The organism is Agrobacterium sp. NPDC058088 (assembly GCF_042885035.1).
Taxonomy (GTDB): domain Bacteria; phylum Pseudomonadota; class Alphaproteobacteria; order Rhizobiales; family Rhizobiaceae; genus Agrobacterium.
On sequence record NZ_JBHVSU010000003.1, the window covers coordinates 179,441 to 200,081 of the forward strand.

The following is a 20,641-nucleotide window of genomic DNA, read 5'->3' on the forward strand; positions in this document are numbered from 1 at the left end:
TCCGATCAATGTCTGTCGAGAAGACGGTGGTCCGCCAAAGCCGTCAGGCCTTGCAGAACAGCGTCGTGAACAAAGGTGATGTCGTCATCGCTGTGGGCGGTTGAGAGAAAACCGCCGCGGTCTCCGGCACGAAGGTGAACGCCGGAGGTCAGAAGAAGGAAGGAAAGCATGGTGACAGCCTGCGGCGAGATGCGGCTGCGGGCAGCGGATACGGCAAAGAACGAACCGAAGCTCATGAACGCAACGGGCAACCCCGCATCTCTGAGCGCGCCGTTCAGCCGTTCCACGAATGCCTGGGTCCTGGCGTTGAGGCTGTCTTGCAGGGCCGGTCCGTCTTCCAGCAATCGTGTCGCGACGGCCTTGGCGGCTGCGAGTGCCAGCGGATGGCGGCAATAGGTTCCGGCAAAAAATGTCGGGGCCACTTTCGGGAGGGAGCTGTCGCCATAAGCCCATGCTCCGCCATCGACGAAATCCATGAACCGCCCCTTGCCGGCGATGAGCGACAGTGGCAATCCGCCGCCGGCGATTTTGCCGTATGTGGCGATGTCGGCATCGATGCCGAAATAAGACTGTGCGCCGCCGGGTGCGACGCGAAAGCCCGTGATCATCTCGTCGAATATCAGCGCACTTCCGGTCTTTTCCGTCACGCTTCGCAATTCATGGAGAAACTCTCGCGGCTGCAGTTCCGGGTTCCGGCTCTGAACGGGTTCGACGAGCACGCCGGCAAGGCTTTCGCCGTGACGCCTGATATAATCGATGGAACGGGGATTGCCGTATTCCAGCAGCACGATATCGCGGGCGGAGGAAGGGGCCACGCCCGAAAAGCCGGGAACTGCTTTCGTCAGCATCATACGTTTCAGGAGCGGCTTGAGCGCCACCAGCCATGCCGGACGGGACCGCATCAACGCGCCCCTGCGGATATATTCGAGTTTGGTCGCCTTATGCAGGGCAGGGTCTGAGTGGCCGTGATACGAGCCTGTAAACAGCACAATCTTGTCGCGCCCCGTCGCGGCACGGGCTATACGCATGGCCGTCTGCACGGCTTCGGTTCCGGTATTGCTGAATGTGACGCGGTCTTTTCCGGTGATGCGGCAAAACAGTTCCGCGGTCTCGCCGGCCAGATCCGATTGCGGCCCAAGTGCGAAACCCTTGGCCAGCTGCGCTTCGATTGCCGTGCGGACAAAGGACGGATTATGGCCAAAGAGATTGGTGCCGAGGCCCATGAGAATATCGACATATCTGTTGTTGTCGATGTCCTGCAAATAGGCGCCTTCCGCATGGGTGGCGACGATGGGATACAGCGCCTCTTTGGTTTGCATGGTGAAGGGAAGGCCGATCGAGCTTTTGTCCGAAAGGAAATCCCGGTTATAGGCGGCGGCGCGCTTCGAACCCGGCGTCTTGAGATTGAAGTCGGTAACGATTGCGGCAACAGGGTCGGCCGCCGTGCCGATATTATTGTGAATATTCATTCGACGGCCTCCTGCGTGGCTTCTTGGCGCGCGTGATCCCCGGCAATCTTCTTGCAGAGGAAGTAGACCGCTCTCTCATCGGTCACCGGACCGCCATCGGTGCTTCGCATTGTCACCGAAAAGCCCGATGTGCGGAGAAGCTCGGTCACGGTGTCCAGATCGTGCCCCCAAACAGGGTTGGTCACGGCATGGCGCTGCCAGTTCTTCCCGGGAATGCCGAAGCGGGCGATGAGAGCGAGCCGCCGGCGATTGGAAAGCAGCCGGGCCACCAGCCTGTATGCCGCCTCCACCGGGGAGAAGCCCGCCTCTTTCGACCTCGTATGGATTTCAACCGTGAAGGACCCCTCGTTCGACCGTGAATTATATCGAGGCGTGATCAGCCAGGCATAATCGTCGGTGAGTTCTCCCTCAGCCGGAAAATCACGCCAGTAGCGCACCATCTGGCCGGGATGGTTGATGTCGAAAGCAAAAATTCCGTCATCCCTCAGGCAGCGGCGAACGCTTGAAAAAACCTTCTGCAGGTCTTCGGTATTCTGGATGTGGTTCAACGATGCGCTGGTGCAGACCACGCCGTCGAAAGGCCGTTCGAAGGTGAAATCCCTTGCGTCCCCCAGAACGAATTCAAGATCGGGCGCATTGCCACGGGCATGGTTTATCATGTCCTGTGAACCATCCAGCCCGGTGACGGCATATCCGCGCGCAGCCATCAGCTTTGCCAGATGTCCCGTTCCACAGCAGAGATCGAGCACCGAAGCGCCGTCGGGCAGTTGCGAAAGAACCGCCCGTGTCAGGGGCTCGATCTTTTGCTCGCTATAGCGCGGGCCAAGCGTGTGGTTGTAGAGCCAGGCCCAATGGTCGTAATTGCCGGCTTCGCTTGATATGACTGTGCTCATCGTTCACCCTGCTTTCGCGCGTCATTGGACGTCGCGTTCAGAAAGTTGGCCTTGGCAAATGCGCGCAGATATGTTCGCAAAAGCTCGAATGTCAGGGCCGGTTCGCGGAATGGTGCGTCGGACATTGCCGCCTGTGTGAGGTGGCAATCGAAGTTACGCGTCTGTTTTTCATCGCTCTTGCCGGCGGCGGAAGGCGATCGTAGCAATCCCAGCAATGGATAAAGCGGGTGGTCCGGCGTTCCGGGCGCCACATCGCTCAGCATGTCCTGCCATTCCAGCTGCGAAACCCGTTTCAGTTCGATTCCCTCCAGTTCGCAGGCCTCAAAGAGCCGGGCGCTTGAAACGGGGGAGGAATGAATGAGATGGAATACCTGTCCTGCGGAAGCCGGTTTGCCGGAGAGATGGACAATCGCCCGGGCCACATGGTCGACCGGCAGCATATCGAGCAGCCTTTCGCCTTCCGGCGCTGTCCTGGTGTAAAGATAGGCCTGCACCAGGCGGCACAATATGTCCGAGCCGTTGAAGGCGCCGGTAACGCTGTCGCCGGATATCGCTCCCGGCCGGTAGATCGTCACCGGCAATCCCCGCTTTCCGGCTTCGTGAACGAGATGCTCCGCCACCCATTTGCTCCGGTTATAACCGCCGGCGGGCGGAGCAAACCCTTCCACGCTCTCCAGTTCGCAGACAGGCCTGGCATCGCTACCGGAACCGCGACGCGGCGTCAGCGCACTGAGTGTCGAGATGTAATGAACGTGCCGCCCTGCCCCGGTGCAGGCCAGTTTGAGAATTTCGTGGGTCCCGAGCACGTTTGTCTCGCGCAGCCTCTCGTACCGATGCAAATGGTGCACTTCCGCGCCATTGTGGAAAATACAATCGGCATTTCGGGCAATATGGTCGTAGTCCGCCGCGGTAAGCCCGAGATTTGGTTTGGAAAGCTCGCCCGACAATGTCGTCACACGCTCCGTCAGCACGGATTGGGGCAGGTCATATTGCCTGAAGGCCTGCCGCAGGCGGCTCATTCCGTCGTCGCCACGGACCAGGCAGGTGACTTTTCTCGCCGGGTCGCGAAGCAGCTCGTGGAGCAGATAGGTGCCGAGAAAGCCGGTCGCTCCGGTCAGGAAGACGTGGGCGGAGGGACTTTCCGCTCTTGCCGTCGCACTCGGGCGGATTGCGTCATCCAGTTCTATATCGCGCTTCAGCAGCAGGGTTTCTTCGTCGCTGCCACTATCGCCGGCGTCTCTGGTTCGCAGGCGGTTCGCCAGCGCTTCCACCGTGGAGGCATTGAAAAGATCGAGAACGCCGATGTCGAGGCCGAACTTCTCCTTTGCGACGGCGCAGAAACGGGTGGCCAGCAGCGAGTGGCCGCCAAGCGCGAAGAAGTCATCGGTTGCGGCAACCTGATCAATATTCAGAACATGCCCGAACGCGCTGGCTATCCGGGTTTCCATTTCGCCTTCAGGCGGCCGGCCATCGGGGTTTGTTTCGGCGCGCGGCGCGGGAAGCCTTGAGGGATCGATCTTGCCGTTCACGGTGAGCGGCAGCGCCTCAAGCCAGTCGAACGTGTCGGGCACAAGAAATTTCGGCAGGCGGTTTGCCAGCCATGCGCGAATTTCCGACGGCGTGGGTCTGGTTGCAGCGTCCTGATCGGTTTGAGGAACCGCATAGGCGGCGAGCCTTTTGCCGCCGCGTCCGTCGTCACGAACTGTCACCGTCGCCGAAACGATGGACGGGTGGGCAAGCAGGCCAGCCTCTATTTCCCCGGGCTCAATGCGGTATCCACGGATCTTGACCTGGCTGTCCAGCCGCCCTGATACGTGGACCCGGCCATCGGCAAGCAGCACGGCCCGATCGCCGGTGCGGTAAAGCACGCCCGCGCGCCCGTTCGTGGCAAATGGATCGGGAACGAAACGTTCGGCCGTCAGGGCCGCCCGGTCGTGATAACCGCGGGCAATGCCGCAGCCGCCGATATGAAGTTCTCCGGGCACGCCGAATGGCAACAGCTCGAGATTATCATCCAGCACATAGAGCTGCTTGTTTGCCGCAGGCCTCAGCACCGGCAGGCCGGCGCGCCCGCCTCCCATGTCGACCATGCTGGCATTGACGGTGGTTTCGGTGGGACCGTAGGCATTGATGAAACGACGGTTCTTTCCCCATCTTTCGATGAGTTCCGGCATCGGAACCTCTCCGCCGACCAGAACGGTGCGCAGCGACGGCAGGTCGTCGACCGGCAGGGAAAGCAGGGCCGATGGCGTCATCGTCAGGTGTGTCACATGTCGCGTGTGCAGGATATCGGCCAGTTCGGCGCCGGGAAGGGTCGCATATCCGGGCAGAAGGAGAAGCCTGGCGCCGGCACCAAGGCTCATCACGAGTTCGGGAATGGAGGCGTCAAAACTGAAGCTGAAGAACTGCAGCACACAATCGCCGGGCCTGACGTCGCAGGCGCTGATCTTGTCCCTCGTCAGATTGATCAGCCCGCTATGATCGACAAGGACGCCTTTTGCCTTGCCAGTCGAGCCTGACGTATAGATCACATAGGCCAGCTGCGAAGGATGCGTGATCGTTGCAAGGTTGTCAGTGCATTCGTCGTGGGGGAAATCCTCATCCAGATTGAGCCGGTCGGCTGTCGCTGGGAGATCGATCGAACTGTGGCTGACGACGAGTCGGGCACCTGCGTCCGACAGCATCGAGCCAATCCGCTCGGCAGGATAATCCGGATCGAGAGGCAGATAGGCGCCGCCGGCTTTCCAGACTGCAAGCCAGGCCACGATCATGTCGAAACCGCGCGGCAACGAGATTGCGATGACCGTTTCCGCGGTAACGTCCTTATGCCGCAGCAGGCGCGCCAGCCTGTTTGCGCGCGCGTTGAGTTCGCCATATGTCAGGATGTCATCAGCGTCCGCGCGCGGCATGACGAGCGCCACGGCGTCCGGCGCGCGCGCCACCTGCGCCTCGAACAGCTCATGAAAGGAGTGCGGCCCAGCGTGTTCCTGCGTCGTGCTGTTGAAGTCGAAAACCCGCTGCTGCTGCTCTTCCTGTGTCAAAAGCGCAAGGGTTGCGATCGGCAGGGAGGGGGTGGCGACGATGGATTTCAGCAGTTGCTGGAAATGGCTGGCGAACAGGCTAATCGTCTCGGCTTTGAACAGTGCGGTCTTGTATTCGACCGTGCCGGAAAGCCCGGTTTCCGTCTCGCGTAGATCGAGGCACAGGTCGAGCCTCGAAACCTTGTCCTGGCGCGCCAGCCGGCGCATTTCCAGCGCGGGAAGCCGGATGCGCTCGCGTGGTGCTGCGTCGAGCTGAAATTTTATCTGGAACAGCGGGTGGCTGTCGGGGTCGCGTTGCACGCCGACCATGTCGACAATACGCTCGAACGGCATGTCCTGATGGCTGATAACCTGCTGCAGGGTCTCATGTGTTTGCCGCAGGGCCTTTTCAAAATTGCCGAAGGGATCGACACGCGACCTGACGGGGAGAGGATTAACGAACAGCCCGACCAGATCTTCCGTCTCCACATACGGGCGGCTCGCGACGGGCGTGCCGATCACCAGATCGGTTTGCCCGGTATAGCGGTGAATCAGCAGGTTAAAGGCGGTAAAAAGCGCCGTGAACAGCGTTGTGCCATGCGCGGCGGCAATCTTGCGCAGCGCATCGGCCGTCGCTTTGTCGATCGAGAAGTCATGCAGTTCACCTGCATGGCCATGGCCTGCGGTGCGCGGCATGTCCGTTACCAGCTGCGTTATCTGCAAAGGCTGCGAAAGGTGCCGTTTCCAGAATTCCTCGAGCGCTCCTGCCGTTTCCGCCGCCAGACGCTGGCGCTGCCATGCGGCAAAGTCGCCATATTGTATCGGCAACGCCGCTTCCGGCGTCTCGCTGCCGGACACTTGTGCGCTGTAAAACGCGCCGAGGTCTTTCAGCAGGATTTCAGTAGACCAGCCGTCGGCGCATATGTGGTGCAGCATAAAAACAAGGACATGGCGGCCATCGCCGCACTTGACGACGAGCAGGCGGATGGGCGGTTCTGCGGCAAGATCGAAGGGTCTGCTCGTTTCTGTATGAATGACATCTTCGATTGCCGCATCGGCAGGTGAAATACTGACGACGGAAAAAGGCGTTTCACAATCTGCGGATATGGTTTGTCTCGGTACGCCCTTGTCACTGTATATGCGGGCGCGAAGCACCTCGTGGCGGTTCATGACAGCGGCAAGCGCCGCCCTCAGCGCATCGAGGTCGAGCGTACCTTGGGCTTCGAGCGCGATGCAGATGTGGTGCAAAGCCGAGCCCGGATAGATCTGATCGATCAGCCACAGTCTTTCCTGGGCGAATGAAAGCGGCGGGCAGGTCTCGTGGCGGGCAGGAATATTGTTCCGGCCGGGTGCTCCGGCCCCCGCGTGCGCCATGTTGAGGAATGCCAGAATGTCGTTTTTTCTGGTCCGGATTTCGCTCATCACGGCATCGTTCAGGCGACCGTCAGGGTCCGAACATTTCAGGCTGCCGGCGTCGATCCAGACACGAATATTGTTTTGATGAAGCCGGGTTATGAGAGTTTCGACTGGCTCGATGTAATTCATAAGCCGCCCCTTGGCTGTATCGACTTCGCGCGATCCGGAGAACGAAGGGCGAGCCCTTTTAGGCCGGCGTTAAACGGCAATGTTCCCATCGGTAAAACAACTATCAATTGCATATTCAGCCGCCTGAAGCCGGTCGTCAATTTCAATTTCTTATTCTTGACTATGTGATTCAAGAATTATATGCAAGAGGTAATTGTTGTCATCGAGACGACGCGAGCGGCGACAACTGCCGCTGTCGGATAAGCGTGGGCAATTAGAACGATTAGCATCCTATGGTTGCTTGTCGCGAATAGTGATGGCACGACGTCAGGAGCTTTTTCAGATGCAGATCATACCGATGTTCGTTCGAACGCCGTCTGTGGAAAGAGATTTTGTAACGATAATACATAGGCTTGATGATCTCGCCGCCGATCGCCCGGCAGATGAGGCCTTTCGTTTTTATCCTGACGATCCAGGCGCGATCGATGAGAGCCGCAGCGGCGGCTGGACATGGGGGGAACTGAATGATCGCGTTAAAATTGTTTCCAGCGAGGTTTCCAGAACGGGTCTCGTCGGGCAGGGCGGTCGGGTGCTCATCGTTTATCCGCCGGGTCTTGCATTCATCGCAGCCTTCCTTGGATGCCTGCATGCGGGTGCCGTTCCGGTACCTGTCCCGGCGCCGCGGCGGAATGAAGGAATACACCGTTGGTTGCATATCGCGAAAGACGCCGGCATCTCGGGAATAGTCTGCGCCGCCGAATTGAAGGAGCTGCTGGAACCGCTCCAGAGGGCCGTCGGCCATGGATTTTGCCTTGCGCCTTCGGGTGCCGATCCCAATATTCCGCTGCAGGATCTTGCGCCTTCATCGAGCCTTCCAGCGGTGCTCGATGGAAGCCGGATTGCATTTCTGCAATATACATCCGGTTCGACCAGTGATCCGAAAGGCGTCATGGTCACCCATGCCAACCTGATGGCCAATCTGCGGCAGATCAGCCTTGCATTTCATTATGGCCCCGAGGATCGGTCCGCGACGTGGTTGCCCCATTATCACGATATGGGGCTGATCGACGGTATCCTGTCACCGATCTTCAACGGATTTCCGGTGTCGATCATGGCGCCTGCAAGCTTTCTGCGACGGCCGCTGCGGTTCCTTGAACTGGCGACGCAAAACCGGGCAACCATTATCGGCGGACCTAATTTCGCCTACGAGCATTGCGCCGACCGCTACAGTGAAGAAGCCGCCGCGCCGCTTGATCTCTCCACGGTCCGGATCGCCTATAATGGGGCGGAGCCGGTGCGCCCGCACACGCTGAGGCGCTTCAGTGCGCTGTTTGCCGACCATGGCTTTCGGCAAGAAGCCTTCTATTGCTGCTACGGCCAAGCCGAAGCCACGCTTTTCCTGACCGGAAATGCCCCATCCGACCCGCCACAATTGCGGAGTTTCAAGCGTGAAACGCTGGCGAAACAGGGAGTGGCGCTGCCGCTCCCTGCTGGAGCGGAAGAGCATGATGCAATCGAACTTGCGGCCTGCGGCCGTCCCGGAGCGGATATCGAGATCGTTGTCATGGAGCCGGAGGAAAACCGGCTGCTCGACGACGGGCAGGTCGGCGAATTGTGGATCCGTGGTCCTAATGTCACGCCCGGTTACTGGGCGAGAGCAAAAGCAAGCGCGGAAAGTTTCGACCAGAAAATTGCTGGCGAGGGTGGCTGGCGCCGCACGGGCGATCTCGGCTTTCGCCATGAGGGGCAATATTTCATTACCGGCCGTCTCAAGGATCTCATCATCATCAGGGGGCAGAACCATCACCCCGAGGACATAGAGCAGACCGCCTTCTCGTCGCATGCCGCGCTTGCACAGGGGCGAGCGGGTGCTTTCGCGCTTGATGTGGATGGTGAGGAACAGGTCGGTCTCGTCTGCGAGCTTACCCGTGATGGTCTGCGCAATCTGGACGCCGAAGCGGTTCTGCAAGCCATTCGCGGAGCCATTTCCCGTGTTCACAAGCTCAAGCTTGCCACCATCGTCCTCATCCGCCCCAGCAGCCTGCCGCGTACGCCGAGCGGCAAGGTCCGGCGTTTTGCCTGCCGCCAGGATTTGCTGAACGGCAATCTCAAGGTGGTCGAGCGTTGGGAGGCAACCCCGCAGGCGAGTTTCACGCCGGTTGCCGACCCGGGTGCGGTTGCAGACTGGGCGCAACAACTGGCTCGGGTTGACCGATCCCGGCATCCTGCTTTGCTTCGGCAGTGGATAAGGGAGGAAGTGTCATGGCTTTCTCGTCTACCTGCCGGAACCCTGCCCGCTGCAAATGCTGGTTTTTTTGATCTCGGCTTGGATTCCGTTGCGCTTGTCGGCCTTGCCGGAACGCTGGAGCGTGAGCTGGGTATCCGAACGCAACCGACGCTGTTTTTTGAGCATGCGACGATCGATGCGCTGGTGGACCATCTGTGCAGCGATCTCCTCGCCTCCGAGGTAACGGCGCAAGTGCAGGAGACGCCGGCGCAGAATTCCCGGTCGGATGACGCGGCGGAAGAAAGCGACCTGTCGTCCGAACTGGCTGCCCTGTCATCCCTTCTGCAGGCTGGAACAGGCCGAAAATAATCTCACGCTTTTCATGCAATCGATGATCGGAGCCATCGCCGATGAACGTAAAACAACAGGCCGCGGCCGGCAGTCAGCCCGATCAGGCGACATTGCTCGGAATATTGCGAGACGCGCGGGAGCGTCTGGAGATTTTCCAGAAACGCCATGACGAGCGGGTAGCGATTATCGGCCTCGCAGGCCGTTTTCCCGGTGCCGACGATATTGACGGTTTCTGGCAGCTGCTTGCCGGCGGCGGCTCCGGACTGACGACGGTCACGGATGCCGATCTCGAAAGCGCCGGTGTCGACCCGGAATTGTCGGGGCAGTCCGACTATGTCAGGGTCTGGGGCGGGTTCAGCGATCCGACTGCTTTCGATGCCGGGTTTTTCGGTTATGCGCCAAGGGAAGCCCAGCTGCTCGACCCCCAGCAACGGGTGTTTCTGGAATGCGCCTGGAACGCGCTGGAACATGCCGGTTATGGAAGCGGGAAAAGCCGGGGCCGCACGGGTGTTTATGCCGGCGGTTCGCTGAATTATCACTTCACCCATATTCATTCCGACCCGTCCCTGCGAGACAGCGTGGCACCGTTGCAGGCGGGGCTCGGCAATGTTTCCGGCATGATCGCATCGCGCGTGGCTTACCACCTTGATCTTGAGGGGCCGAGTGTGGGCGTTCAGGCAACCTGCGCCACCGGTCTGGTGTCGGTGCATCTCGCCGTTCAGGCATTGCTTTCGGGCGAATGCGAGATGGCGGTGGCAGGTGCTGTCTCCGTTGGCCAGCCCAAGCCTGCCGGTTATCTCTATGAGGCAGGGGGCATAGGCGCTCCCGATGGCCAATGCCGGCCATTCGATGCTTCCGCCAACGGCACCATATTCACCAACGGCGTTGGCGCCGTGATCCTGAAACGCCTTGGCGATGCGAAGGCGGCCGGCGATACGGTCTATGCCGTTATTGCCGGGTCGGCGATCGGTAACGACGGCAGCTCCAAGGTGGGATTGACGGCCCCTAGTGTCAAAGGCCAGGCCTCTGTTCTCAAGAAGGCGCTGGCCAATGCGGGCATCGCTCCCTCGGCAGTGGATTATGTGGAGGCCCATGCGACCGCGACGGCGATCGGCGATCCAATCGAACTGACCGCACTGAACCGTATCTACGGGCCGTCGCTTCGCGCCGAAGGCCGGACTTGTCTTATCGGTTCGGTCAAAGGAAATGTCGGGCATATGGATGCCGCGGCCGGCATTGGCGGGCTCATCAAGACTGTGCTTGCCCTGCGGCATGAATGCCTGCCTGCAAGCGGCAACTTCACGACGCCCAGCAGCGCCTGCGATTTTGATAGCGGCCCCTTCCGGGTGGCGGCAGGCAAATCCGACTGGAAAGCCGATGCCGACAGGCCGCGCCGCGCCGCCATCAGCGCGTTTGGCATGGGGGGCAGCAATGCTCATGTGATCATAGAGGAAGCGCCCGCACGCCAGGAATCGACGGAAGGCGAGACGGGCGCGCTGCTGCTGCCGCTCTCGGCGCGTTCGGCGGCCTCGCTCGCCGCAATGCAATCGTCCCTTTCGGATGCGCTCTCGAAAATTGGCAAACCTCAAGGGATGTCCCTTGCCGATGTTGCCCATACGCTGCAGACGGGACGAGAGACCTTCAACCACCGTTCCATCACGCTTGCGACGACATTATCCGACGCCGCTGAGAAACTGAGAGCCGGCTCTGGACCCGGTTTCGCCACGAGCCAGATCCCGCAGCATGATCCAAGCCTGGTATTCATGTTCCCGGGTCAGGGCAGCCAGCATGTGGGAATGGCCCGGTCACTCTATGAGCGCGAAGAGCATTTCCGGGCAGCACTCGATGAGTGCCTGTCATTGATACCATACGATCTTGAAATCCGGGCTTTGCTTCTTGCACGGGCGGATGCCTCCGATACCGGACTGGACCGCACGGACCGTGCCCAGCCTGCACTATTCGCCGTCGAATATGCGCTGGCCAGAATGTGGATGCAGAAGGGTCTGCAGCCGCGGGCCATGATTGGCCACAGCGTCGGCGAATATGTCGCTGCCTGCCTCGCCGGCGTGTTCTCCCTGAAGGACGCAATGTTCCTCGTGCTGGCACGGGGGCGGTTGATGCAGGGTTGCGCCGCTGGCGGAATGTTGTCGGTGATGCTGCCCGAGGCTGATCTGCGCGCCCGACTGGATGAGGGGCTTGAAATAGCTGCCGTGAATGGCCCGGGTAGCTGCGTTGTTGCTGGCGATACGGAGCTTCTGCATCGTTTTGCCGAACGTCTGGAGAAGGACGGGGCCGGTTGCCGGCTGCTCAGGACATCGCATGCGTTCCACAGTGCGGCGATGGAGCCTATCCTTGAAGAGTTTGCGGGCCTCTTCAATGGCATCGGTCTTTCTGCGCCGGCAATCGATGTGATGTCCAATCTTTCCGGAAACTGGCTGCGGGCCGAACAGGCCTGCAACCCGGCATACTGGACCGAACATCTTCGCAGAGCGGTAAATTTCAGCGGCGGGATGAAACATCTTCTCGAACTTTCCGCTCCCGTTCTGCTGGAGGTTGGGCCCGGCTCGACGCTTTCAAGGCTGGCGCGCCAGCAGGCGAATGAAGATTGCCGCATCGTAGCGTCCCTGCCGGATGCGGCCGGAACGGCCGACGCTGCCGACCATGCGTTGCTGGCGTTTGGACAGCTATGGCTGGCGGGCATCGATGTCCGCTGGGAGGCGCTTGACGACGGATCGCCGCGCCGCCGTGTGGGTTTGCCGGGTTATCATTTCGAGCGGCAATCATACTGGATTGCGCCACCCACGGTTGGGCGGGAGACGGCTGCTGCCGCAACCCACAGACCAATGGCCGAATGGTTCCATCAGCCGGTGTGGAAGACGCGGCCGCTGAAAATCGGCGTATCGGCAGTCGCCAAAGGTCGCTGGCTTGTTTTCGGTGCGGCTCTTCCGGAAATTCCGCACGGGATCGATGCGGTTCTTGTGGGTGAGGGAGCGACATTCAGTGCTTCGGAGAAAGCCTATACGATCGATCCGGCGAGCGCCGAGCATCTTCTTGCCCTGTTCGACGATCTCGCCAAGAAGAACTGGGCGCCTGATCAGATCATCAGCGGTTTTGGCTTGGCAGATACGGACCTGCCGGACGCCGCGTGGAATTTTGCGTTGGCTCTTGCCAAAGCGCTCGCCGGTGGCAACCTGCGCCCGGCTGTGACATTTATCAGCAGGTCCATGCACGGTATTTTTGCCGCCGATGAGGTTCAGCCCGCCAAAGCCCGGATTAACGGGCTGGCGCGGATGCTGAGCCAGGAACTGCCGGGACTATTGTGCCGCAGTATCGATGTTCAGGGTCTGCCGGACGCAAATGCCGCAAAATGCCTTCGGGATGTCGTCTCCTCGCCTCTGGTCGAAGGAGAGCAGATTTATGCCCTTCGCGAGGGTCTTTTGTTCGCGCTCTCCCATGAACGGGTCGAACTCAGTGATGTTGAAGCCGGTTCCATTGCAAAGCCCGGTGAAACCTATCTTGTCATAGGCGAACTTCTGGGAGGGCTGGGGCTGGTCTATGCCCGCGCGCTCATCAAAGCTGGAGCAAAAGTCATTCTGGCGGGTCGTGCGGGAATTCCGCTGGTGCCGGACTGGGAGCGCTGGCTTGCATCTCATAGCCCCCGTCATCCGGTCAGTCTTTTCATCCAGACGCTCAGATCGCTTGGGACCCCCGGCAGGGACTATCTTCTCTTTTCGGGTGATGTCAGTGAGGCGCAATGGCTTCGCTCTTCGCTGGAGGAGGGAGAAAAATGCCTCGGAACCGTGAAGGGTGTTCTCCACACGGCCGCGATGGGGGACCAATATTTCGGGCTGCTCGGCAATGAAAATTTCGACACCAAAAGCCTTCAGGCCGTAAAATCCGGCGCCATTGACGCTCTTGATCGTGTTCTTGGACAGCGCAGCGACATTTTCGTGCTTGTCCAGTCGTCGCTCTCATCGATCGTTGGTGGCAAAGGCCTTGGCCGATACGCTGCGGAAAATGCCTATCTGGATGCTTTCGTCGCCGCAAAACGGCAGGCGTCCGGTCCGGTCTGGAAATCCGTCAACTGGGATGCCTGCGCATCGGTTCACGCAACGGAGGCCGGCCATGCGGACCATCGGGAAATAACCCCGGAGGAGGTCTGGCAGATCACCGCGCTGGTGCTTTCGCAGGCTTCGCCGGCGTCAATCGTCGTCACGCCCTATGATCTCGAAAACCGTCCGGCAGCGGCGGTCCAGGGTTCCGACGGCGCCACTGCGAACGGCCATAAATCCGCCCGCAGCGGGGTGTCGGCCGCCTATGCCGCGCCACAGGGGCCGGTTGAGGAGGAGGTCGTCGCCATCATGGCGGAGCTTCTCGGGATCAATGGTATCGGCGTTGCCGATAATTTCTTTGAACTCGGCGGGCATTCGCTGCTTGCCATCCAGGTCGTCGCCCGGCTTCGAAAACGCTTCGAAGTCGAAATCCCAATGCGGGCCCTGCTTTTCGACGCACCGACGGCCGCCGGCCTCGCCAGGGTCATTCAGGAGGTTCTCGACGCCCGCAACCATGAGGCGGATATGCTTGCCTCGATGCTTGATGACGTCGAGGCCGGTCGTTGAAGACGCGATAACGCACACACACAATCGGGATCATTCTGATGAAATTCAGCCTTTTTTATTTTGACGGTGACGGGTCTCGTCCGGGTCAGGAAAACTACCGCCTGTTGATGGACAGTGCACAGTTTGCGGATGCGAATGATCTGGAGGCACTGTGGGTGCCGGAACGGCATTTCCACGCATTTGGGGGGCTCTACCCCAATCCCTCGATCGTTAGTGCTGCATTGGCGATGGTCACGCGCAAGGTACAGCTGAGGGCCGGCAGCGTCGTTGCCGCCCTGCATCATCCTGCCCGCGTGGCGGAGGAATGGGCTGTCGTCGACAATCTGTCCGGCGGCAGGGCAGGCATTGCGATTGCAGCCGGCTGGACGAAAGATGAATTCGTCTTCTCGAAGGAACCGCACGGAAACCGCCGCAGCACCATGTGGCGCTCGTATGAACAGATCACCCGGCTTCTCGCCGGTGAGGCGGTTTCGTTCGAGGATGCGGACGGCAATATCGTTGACGCTAAAACCCTGCCGCGGCCGGTGCAATCGCGCATTCCTTTCTGGGTGGCATGCCAATCCACGGAGACTTTCATCGAAGCAGGCCGCCGCGGCCTCAATGTTCTGACGGCCCTGCTTGGCGAGACGACGGAGTCGCTTGCGCCGAAGATTGCGGCCTACCGCACGTCGCGGGAAAAACATGGGCACGATCCGGCAGTGGGTACGGTCAGCATGATGGTCCACACGTTTCTGGGTGACGATGCCGGCAAGGTCAAATCCAATGTTTCGAAGCCCTTCGGGGACTATCTCCGTACCCATTATCACCTGCTTGAAGGCCTTGGGCGGAGCATGGGTGTCGACATTACGCTCGATAATTTCAGCGATGACGACCTCGACAGCCTGATTGAGTTCGGCATCGAGGGTTTCATGAAAGGCAGGTCGCTGATCGGCACGCCGGAAAGCTGCCAGTCGACGGTGGACACATTGGCGGAGATGGGCGTCGATGAAATCGCCTGCCTGATCGATTTCGTGCAGGATTACGACCTCGTCATGGGTAGCCTGCCATTTCTGCTGAAACTTGTGGAAGCGAACCGCCCGCCGGTGCGCATTGCCAGAGCGGTCTGAAGGATTTGCGATGATGTCGAATGCCGAGACGATTGCTTTATTGCGGAACCGCATCGCAAATCTTGACCCGGAGCAGCGGGCAAGACTTCGCTCGCAGCTTGAAGCGCGCGGCATGTCCTGGCAGGATGTTGCGCCTGACGAGGGCGATGCTGGCGATGGGGCCGGGCGATTGCCGCTGACGTCATCGCAGATGCATTTCTGGCTGCAGCAGAAGATCTACCCTGGTAGTTCGGCCTATGTCATTCCGTTCCGCTGGCATATTGACGGCCCGCTGGACCACGACGCGATCATCCGCACCCTTCAAATTCTCGTCGCGCGGCATGAGCCGTTGCGCACGGCGTTTCCGCTCGAAGAGGGAAGGCCGTGGCAACAGGTTCACGGCAGTATGGCGCCCGAACTGGTCGTTTCCGATTGCCGAAACATGTCTGCTTCCGATTGTGACGATGCGATAGGTCGGATTGCCCGCACCCCTTTCGATCTGTCCAAGGCGCCGCTGATGCGCACGCATCTGCTGCAGCTTGGAGAAAACGAGCATATTCTTGTTTTCGTCTTTCATCACACGGTTGCCGACGGATGGTCGCGCGGCATTCTCATGCGCGAATTTTCGTTGTGTTACGCTGCCGTTGTAAACGGTCAGGAACCGGTCCTCGACCCCTTGCCGCACTCCTATGGCGACTTTGTCCGCGCCAGGCAAAAATGGTCCGGCACGAAGGAATACGAGCGGCAAAAACAATATTGGGTCAACCGGCTGCAAAATCTTGAGCCGCAGGAGTTTCCAGCCGACTATCCCCGCCATGAAACGGCTGATATGGCCAGCGAAACGCTGGTGAAGGAGATTTCACAGGATCTCATGGCGGAAGTGTCGGCTCTGGCCGCCAGACTTGGCACGACGACCTTTGTGGTGTTCGCCGCCGTTTTCCAGCTTTTGCACCACCGTTATACCGGCCGCCGTGACCTAGCCGTATGCGTACCCGTTGCCGGTCGGAGCGATCCCGATTTGGCAGGATTGATTGGCCTCTTCACCAATACGATCGTGTTGCGCAATGATCTCAGCCCGGCCATGTCATTCCGGGACTGGGCGAGACGCATACAGGAAGACTTCGCCAACGCGCTAGAACATCAGGACTATCCCTTTGCGGAGTTGATGGATGTGCTGGGCAGCAACCGCGAAGGGGTGGAAAATTCACCTTTCCAGATTTCCTTTCAGGTCCAGACCCAGGGCTACAGGCAGCAGAATGCGCAGGGCTTCGATCTGGGCAATGCCAGCCTGCGGGTACGGCAGGAAGCGATACCGGTCGCGGAAGCTAAGCTCGACATGAGCTGGATGATCATGGAGCGTGCATCGGGCGCGCTCGTCACCGTTGAGTACCGGTCCGGCCGGTTCGAGGCGGTACGAATGGAGCGGCAGCTGGAGCATTTTGAAAACCTGCTGCGGTCGGTCATCGCTTCCCCCGACGCGCTTTTACCGACCTTCGACTATATCTCCGCCGGAGAGCGTGAAGATCTTCTGTCGGCAGGCGCGCTCGTGGCGCGGCCTCTGCCGGGCAATGCTGTGCACGACCTGATAAGCGGCGTGGCACGTCTCCATCCCGAAAAGATTGCCATTGAATGCCTGGACAGGAGCTGGACGTATAGTCAGCTCGAAGAGGCGTCGAATAATCTCGCAAGAGCGCTTCTGACACTGGACCGGCCGGTGAAACCGGGAATGCGTGTGGCGGTTTCGCTGCCGGGGCAGGCGAGCTGCATCATATCTTTCCTTGCGATCATAAAGGCCGGTGCGGTCTATGTTCCGATCGATCCACGCCACCCGGCAGACAGGATCGGTTACGTGCTGGAGGACGCCGCAGCGGTTCTGGTGCTGACTGACAATGCGGGGATCTTCCCCGGCATTACCTGCATCGATCCCGCCGATCATCTTGAGGATCAGCCGGATGCCCGGCTTCCGGCAATGCCTGATAACAGTGACATCTATATTCTCTACACAAGCGGCAGCACGGGGCGACCCAAGGGAGTGCCGATTACGCATACGGGCCTGCTCAATCAGTTCCAGTCCATGGCGCGCCACCCCGGTATAGGGGCTGGAGATCGTATGCTTTCAGTGACGACGCCGGCATTCGACATCTCCATTCTGGAAATGCTCTGGCCATTGAGCGTCGGCGCCACGGCCGTCATGCGCGAACCGGACCTTTTACTTCAACCAGAGAAGCTGGGAAGGACACTGAACGAACGTGATATTTCGCATTTTCAGGCGACCCCCGCCACATGGAGAATGCTGCTGGACAGCGGCTGGCAAGGGAAAAAATCCCTCACCGGACTGTGTGGTGGTGAAGCTCTCGATGCCCAGCTTGCCGGCAGGCTCATCCAAAAGATCGGTTCTCTCTGGAATGTCTATGGCCCGACCGAGACGACGATCTGGGCCGGTGCATTGCTGGTAGAGGAGGCGCATTCCAAAAGCGGCAAGGTGCCGATCGGCGGCCGTCTGGATAACACCTCGTTCCTCGTCCTCGATGCCTATATGGATCCCGTTCCCGAAGGCGTGCCGGGAGAGCTGCACATTGGTGGCATAAGTCTCAGCCGTGGTTACTGGGATCGGCCGGCGCTTGCGGCGGAAAAATTCGTTCCCGATCCCTATGATCGCACATTGACGCCGGGCTCCCGCCTCTACAAAACAGGTGACCTTGTCGTGCGCAGACCGGACGGCAATCTGGAATTCGTCGGACGAACCGACTTCCAGATCAAATTGCGCGGCTATCGCATCGAGGTTGGAGAAATCGAGAGCCTGCTTCAGGAAGAAGACGGGGTCGATCAGGTTCTGGTCCTGCTCGATGCGAGCAAGGAGCAGCTTCTGGCCTATGTTCTCCTAAAGGATCGCTCCGGTAAGGTCGACAAGGGCGCCATGGGTATCCGGCTCAGCAGGGCGCTTTCGGCCCGGTTGCCGCGTTACATGGTACCTTCGCATTTCATTCTTCTGGAAGAGTTTCACATGAATGCGAATGGCAAAGTGGATCGCAAGCGGCTGCCGTTGCCGGATCGCTCGGAAAGGGCGGTTTCCGAAATCAGCTCTCCGGGAAACCGGGTCGAACAGGCATTGCACGGCGTCTGGCAGCAGATGCTGAAGCGCGAGGATATTGGCGTTAGCGACAATTTTTTCGAGCTGGGAGGCGATTCCCTGCTGATCGTCGCTATGCCAGCGAGGGTTCGCGATGCGCTTGGCATCGAGCTGGAAGTCACGGATTTCTTCCGTTTCCCGACTCTGGAAACGCTGGCTGGCCACATCATCGATCTGCAACAGGGCAAGACCGCGCCGTTGGAGAGTGGACGTGGGCGAAGCGACACCAGAGTGCAGGGGCGTGAGCGGCAATTGCAGCGGCGCATCAGGTCAGGCAATTTCGCCTGACCTGTTCATGATGCCGATCAGGATGACAGCCATGGAACAGGGCGCCGCAACCGCCGGGACAGAAGATTTCAACACGCATGGTAAACCTACCCTATTCCAGCTGAGCTTTCCGCTCCTGCTTCATTCGCTGCTGAGCTTTTTCGTCAATCTGGCCGATACGGCGATCATAAGCGCCTATTCGGCAGAAGCTGCGGCGGCCGTTGCCGTTGCCAAGCAGGTGATGATGATCGCTTTCGAATTGTCGGGGCTGGTCGGCATCGGCGCGGTTATCGTCATTTCCCGACATCTCGGCCGGGGTGAGGTGGAGGACGCGCGGCAGGTGGTTGCGGTAGCGCTCCTGACCAACACGCTTGTTGGCCTGACGCTTGGCCTGTCAGTGATCGTTGCAGGCCCCTTCGTGCTTGAACGGCTGGCCGGTTCGACGTCCCTGAATGATGAAGCCGGCCTCTACCTGAACATCGTTGCGGCCGCCATGGTCTTTAACGGCTTCATAGCCGCCGGGCTTGCCTGTCTGCGCGCTTTTGGTCACAGCAGGTTGATCCTGGCCTTCGGGGTTGGCGTGTCAGCCTTTTACCTTCTCGCGGAATGGATTCTCATTCTGGGGGTCGGTCCTTTGCCGGGTATGGGCGTGAAAGGTGCTGCACTCGGTACCTTCAGCATTCGCGTGCTGACAACCGCCGTTCTGACACCGGTTCTCATGCGGAAACTGGGGTTGCGTTTCTCATTCGCGGATACGATCGCGCGTTTCGCGACTGCCCGCCGGATGATCGCGATCGCCTTGCCAAGTGTGACCGATTACATTGCCTATAGTTTTTACCAGATCATTCTTTTGGGACTGGTTGCCAGATTTGGCGTCGAGGCCGTCCTGGGCCGTACCTATACGATGCTGGCCATGGCGTTTCTGGTCGTTGTCGTCATGGCAATCAGCCAGAGCAACGAGGTTCTGATCGGCTACCGTTTCGGCGAACGCAGGCTTGAGGCGGCGACCAGCCAGGCGCTCCGGTCGGCAAGTCTTGCGGCGGCGGCGACGACGTCCATCGCCACGCTGATCTGGCTCGCCTCGGCTCCATATACAAGGTTGTTCACCGACAATCCCGCCGTGGTAGAATTGTGCGGCAGCCTGCTGTTTCTGACGATCTTCATTCAGCCGGGATTTGCATTCAATACGATCCTGTTTCAATCGCTGCGGGCAGTGGGAGATGTCCGCTGGCCGGTTTTCGTCAGCCTGACCGTGACATGGGGTCTTGGCCTTTCCACGGCCTGGTTCTTCTGCCTGTTCCTCAATCTCGGGGTGACGGGTGTGTGGTGGTCGCTGATTATCGAAGAGACCATAAAGGGCAGCCTGTTCCTGCACCGCTGGCTCTCACACGGGGCGAGGCATGAGGCGGGCTGACGCATTCATCATGCTGGGCGGCTGGTATGGAAGAATTGAATGATGCGATGTAACGCGATAGTCTGAGCGCCGGATCGGCGATCCCTGCACTCGCCATGAGGACGTTCATAAGCAATGCATCTGAAACGGCAGACTGAAATCGCCTTTGGCATCCTTGCGGTATGCGCGCGGCAGGAGCGCGAAATCATATCGGTTCAAAAGGTCGCGCAGGAAATCGGTTCGACGAAAGACCATACCTATCAGGTTGTCGCGTTGCTTGCGCGAAACGGTCTTCTGCGGAGCGAACGGGGGCCGGGCGGCGGCCTGAAACTGGCAAGGGACCCGAAGACGGTGAAGCTGACCGACGTGCTGCGACTGGTACAGCCCGAATTGCTTGGGGAAGGTGCGGACACCCTTTCATCGCCCCAATCTGAAACCGAAGCATTCCTCGGTCGCATTGTTTCAACGACCTCATCTTTTTTCGCCCGTCTTCTCGATCGCTTCACGATTGCCGATCTGATCGCTCCTGAAAGCAACCTGCGTGTCAGCTGTCTTGATTGCAGCCTGTTGGCTTCCAGCCAACAGGCGACGGCGTCCGTGACGGGCGATGACCGGCCGGAACCTTTGGTCGTCAGGCGGTCTGGCACCCGTAGTTAGGTAAAA

9 protein-coding genes are annotated in these 20,641 nt (G+C 59.7%); 6 read left to right on the forward strand and 3 right to left on the reverse strand.

The annotated features are described in order from the left end of the window. Nucleotides 1-5: 5 nt before the first annotated feature. The 3 genes from ACFVTJ_RS10885 to ACFVTJ_RS10895 are packed head-to-tail and all read right to left on the reverse strand — an operon-like array spanning nt 6 to nt 6,927. Entirely contained in the window at nt 6-1,469 is a 1,464-nt protein-coding gene (locus tag ACFVTJ_RS10885) for an aminotransferase class III-fold pyridoxal phosphate-dependent enzyme (protein ID WP_386907207.1), read from the reverse strand. Further along, entirely contained in the window at nt 1,466-2,362 is an 897-nt protein-coding gene (locus ACFVTJ_RS10890) for a class I SAM-dependent DNA methyltransferase (RefSeq protein WP_386907209.1), read from the reverse strand. The genes ACFVTJ_RS10885 and ACFVTJ_RS10890 overlap by 4 nt, the downstream gene beginning before the upstream one ends. Further along, nucleotides 2,359-6,927, reverse strand: a complete 4,569-nt coding sequence (locus tag ACFVTJ_RS10895; RefSeq protein ID WP_386907211.1) for a thioester reductase domain-containing protein — start codon at nt 6,925-6,927, stop codon at nt 2,359-2,361. Before ACFVTJ_RS10895 ends, ACFVTJ_RS10890 begins: the two co-directional genes overlap by 4 nt. 337 nt (nt 6,928-7,264) lie before the next feature. Between ACFVTJ_RS10895 and ACFVTJ_RS10900 the strand changes: the two genes are divergently transcribed. The 6 genes from ACFVTJ_RS10900 (at nt 7,265) to ACFVTJ_RS10925 (ending at nt 20,635) form a co-directional block, all read left to right on the forward strand. Continuing rightward, the gene (locus ACFVTJ_RS10900; RefSeq protein ID WP_386908019.1) at nt 7,265-9,502 is read left to right on the forward strand and encodes an AMP-binding protein; all 2,238 of its coding nucleotides are present in this window, start codon (nt 7,265-7,267) and stop codon (nt 9,500-9,502) included. A 41-nt stretch (nt 9,503-9,543) separates the two neighbouring features. Further along, nucleotides 9,544-14,103, forward strand: coding sequence for a beta-ketoacyl synthase N-terminal-like domain-containing protein (locus ACFVTJ_RS10905; RefSeq protein WP_386907213.1), 4,560 nt, complete (start codon nt 9,544-9,546; stop codon nt 14,101-14,103). A gap of 38 nt (nt 14,104-14,141) precedes the next feature. After that, the gene (locus tag ACFVTJ_RS10910; RefSeq protein ID WP_386907215.1) at nt 14,142-15,209 is read left to right on the forward strand and encodes an LLM class flavin-dependent oxidoreductase; all 1,068 of its coding nucleotides are present in this window, start codon (nt 14,142-14,144) and stop codon (nt 15,207-15,209) included. Nucleotides 15,210-15,219: 10 nt separating this feature from the next. After that, complete coding sequence (locus ACFVTJ_RS10915) at nt 15,220-18,606, forward strand: amino acid adenylation domain-containing protein (RefSeq protein ID WP_386907217.1); 3,387 nt, start codon at nt 15,220-15,222, stop codon at nt 18,604-18,606. A 31-nt stretch (nt 18,607-18,637) separates the two neighbouring features. Next, a complete protein-coding gene (locus ACFVTJ_RS10920; protein WP_386907219.1) occupies nt 18,638-19,999 on the forward strand; it encodes an MATE family efflux transporter in 1,362 nt (453 codons plus the stop codon). A gap of 114 nt (nt 20,000-20,113) precedes the next feature. Next, a complete protein-coding gene (locus ACFVTJ_RS10925; protein ID WP_386907221.1) occupies nt 20,114-20,635 on the forward strand; it encodes an Rrf2 family transcriptional regulator in 522 nt (173 codons plus the stop codon). Nucleotides 20,636-20,641: the final 6 nt, after the last annotated feature.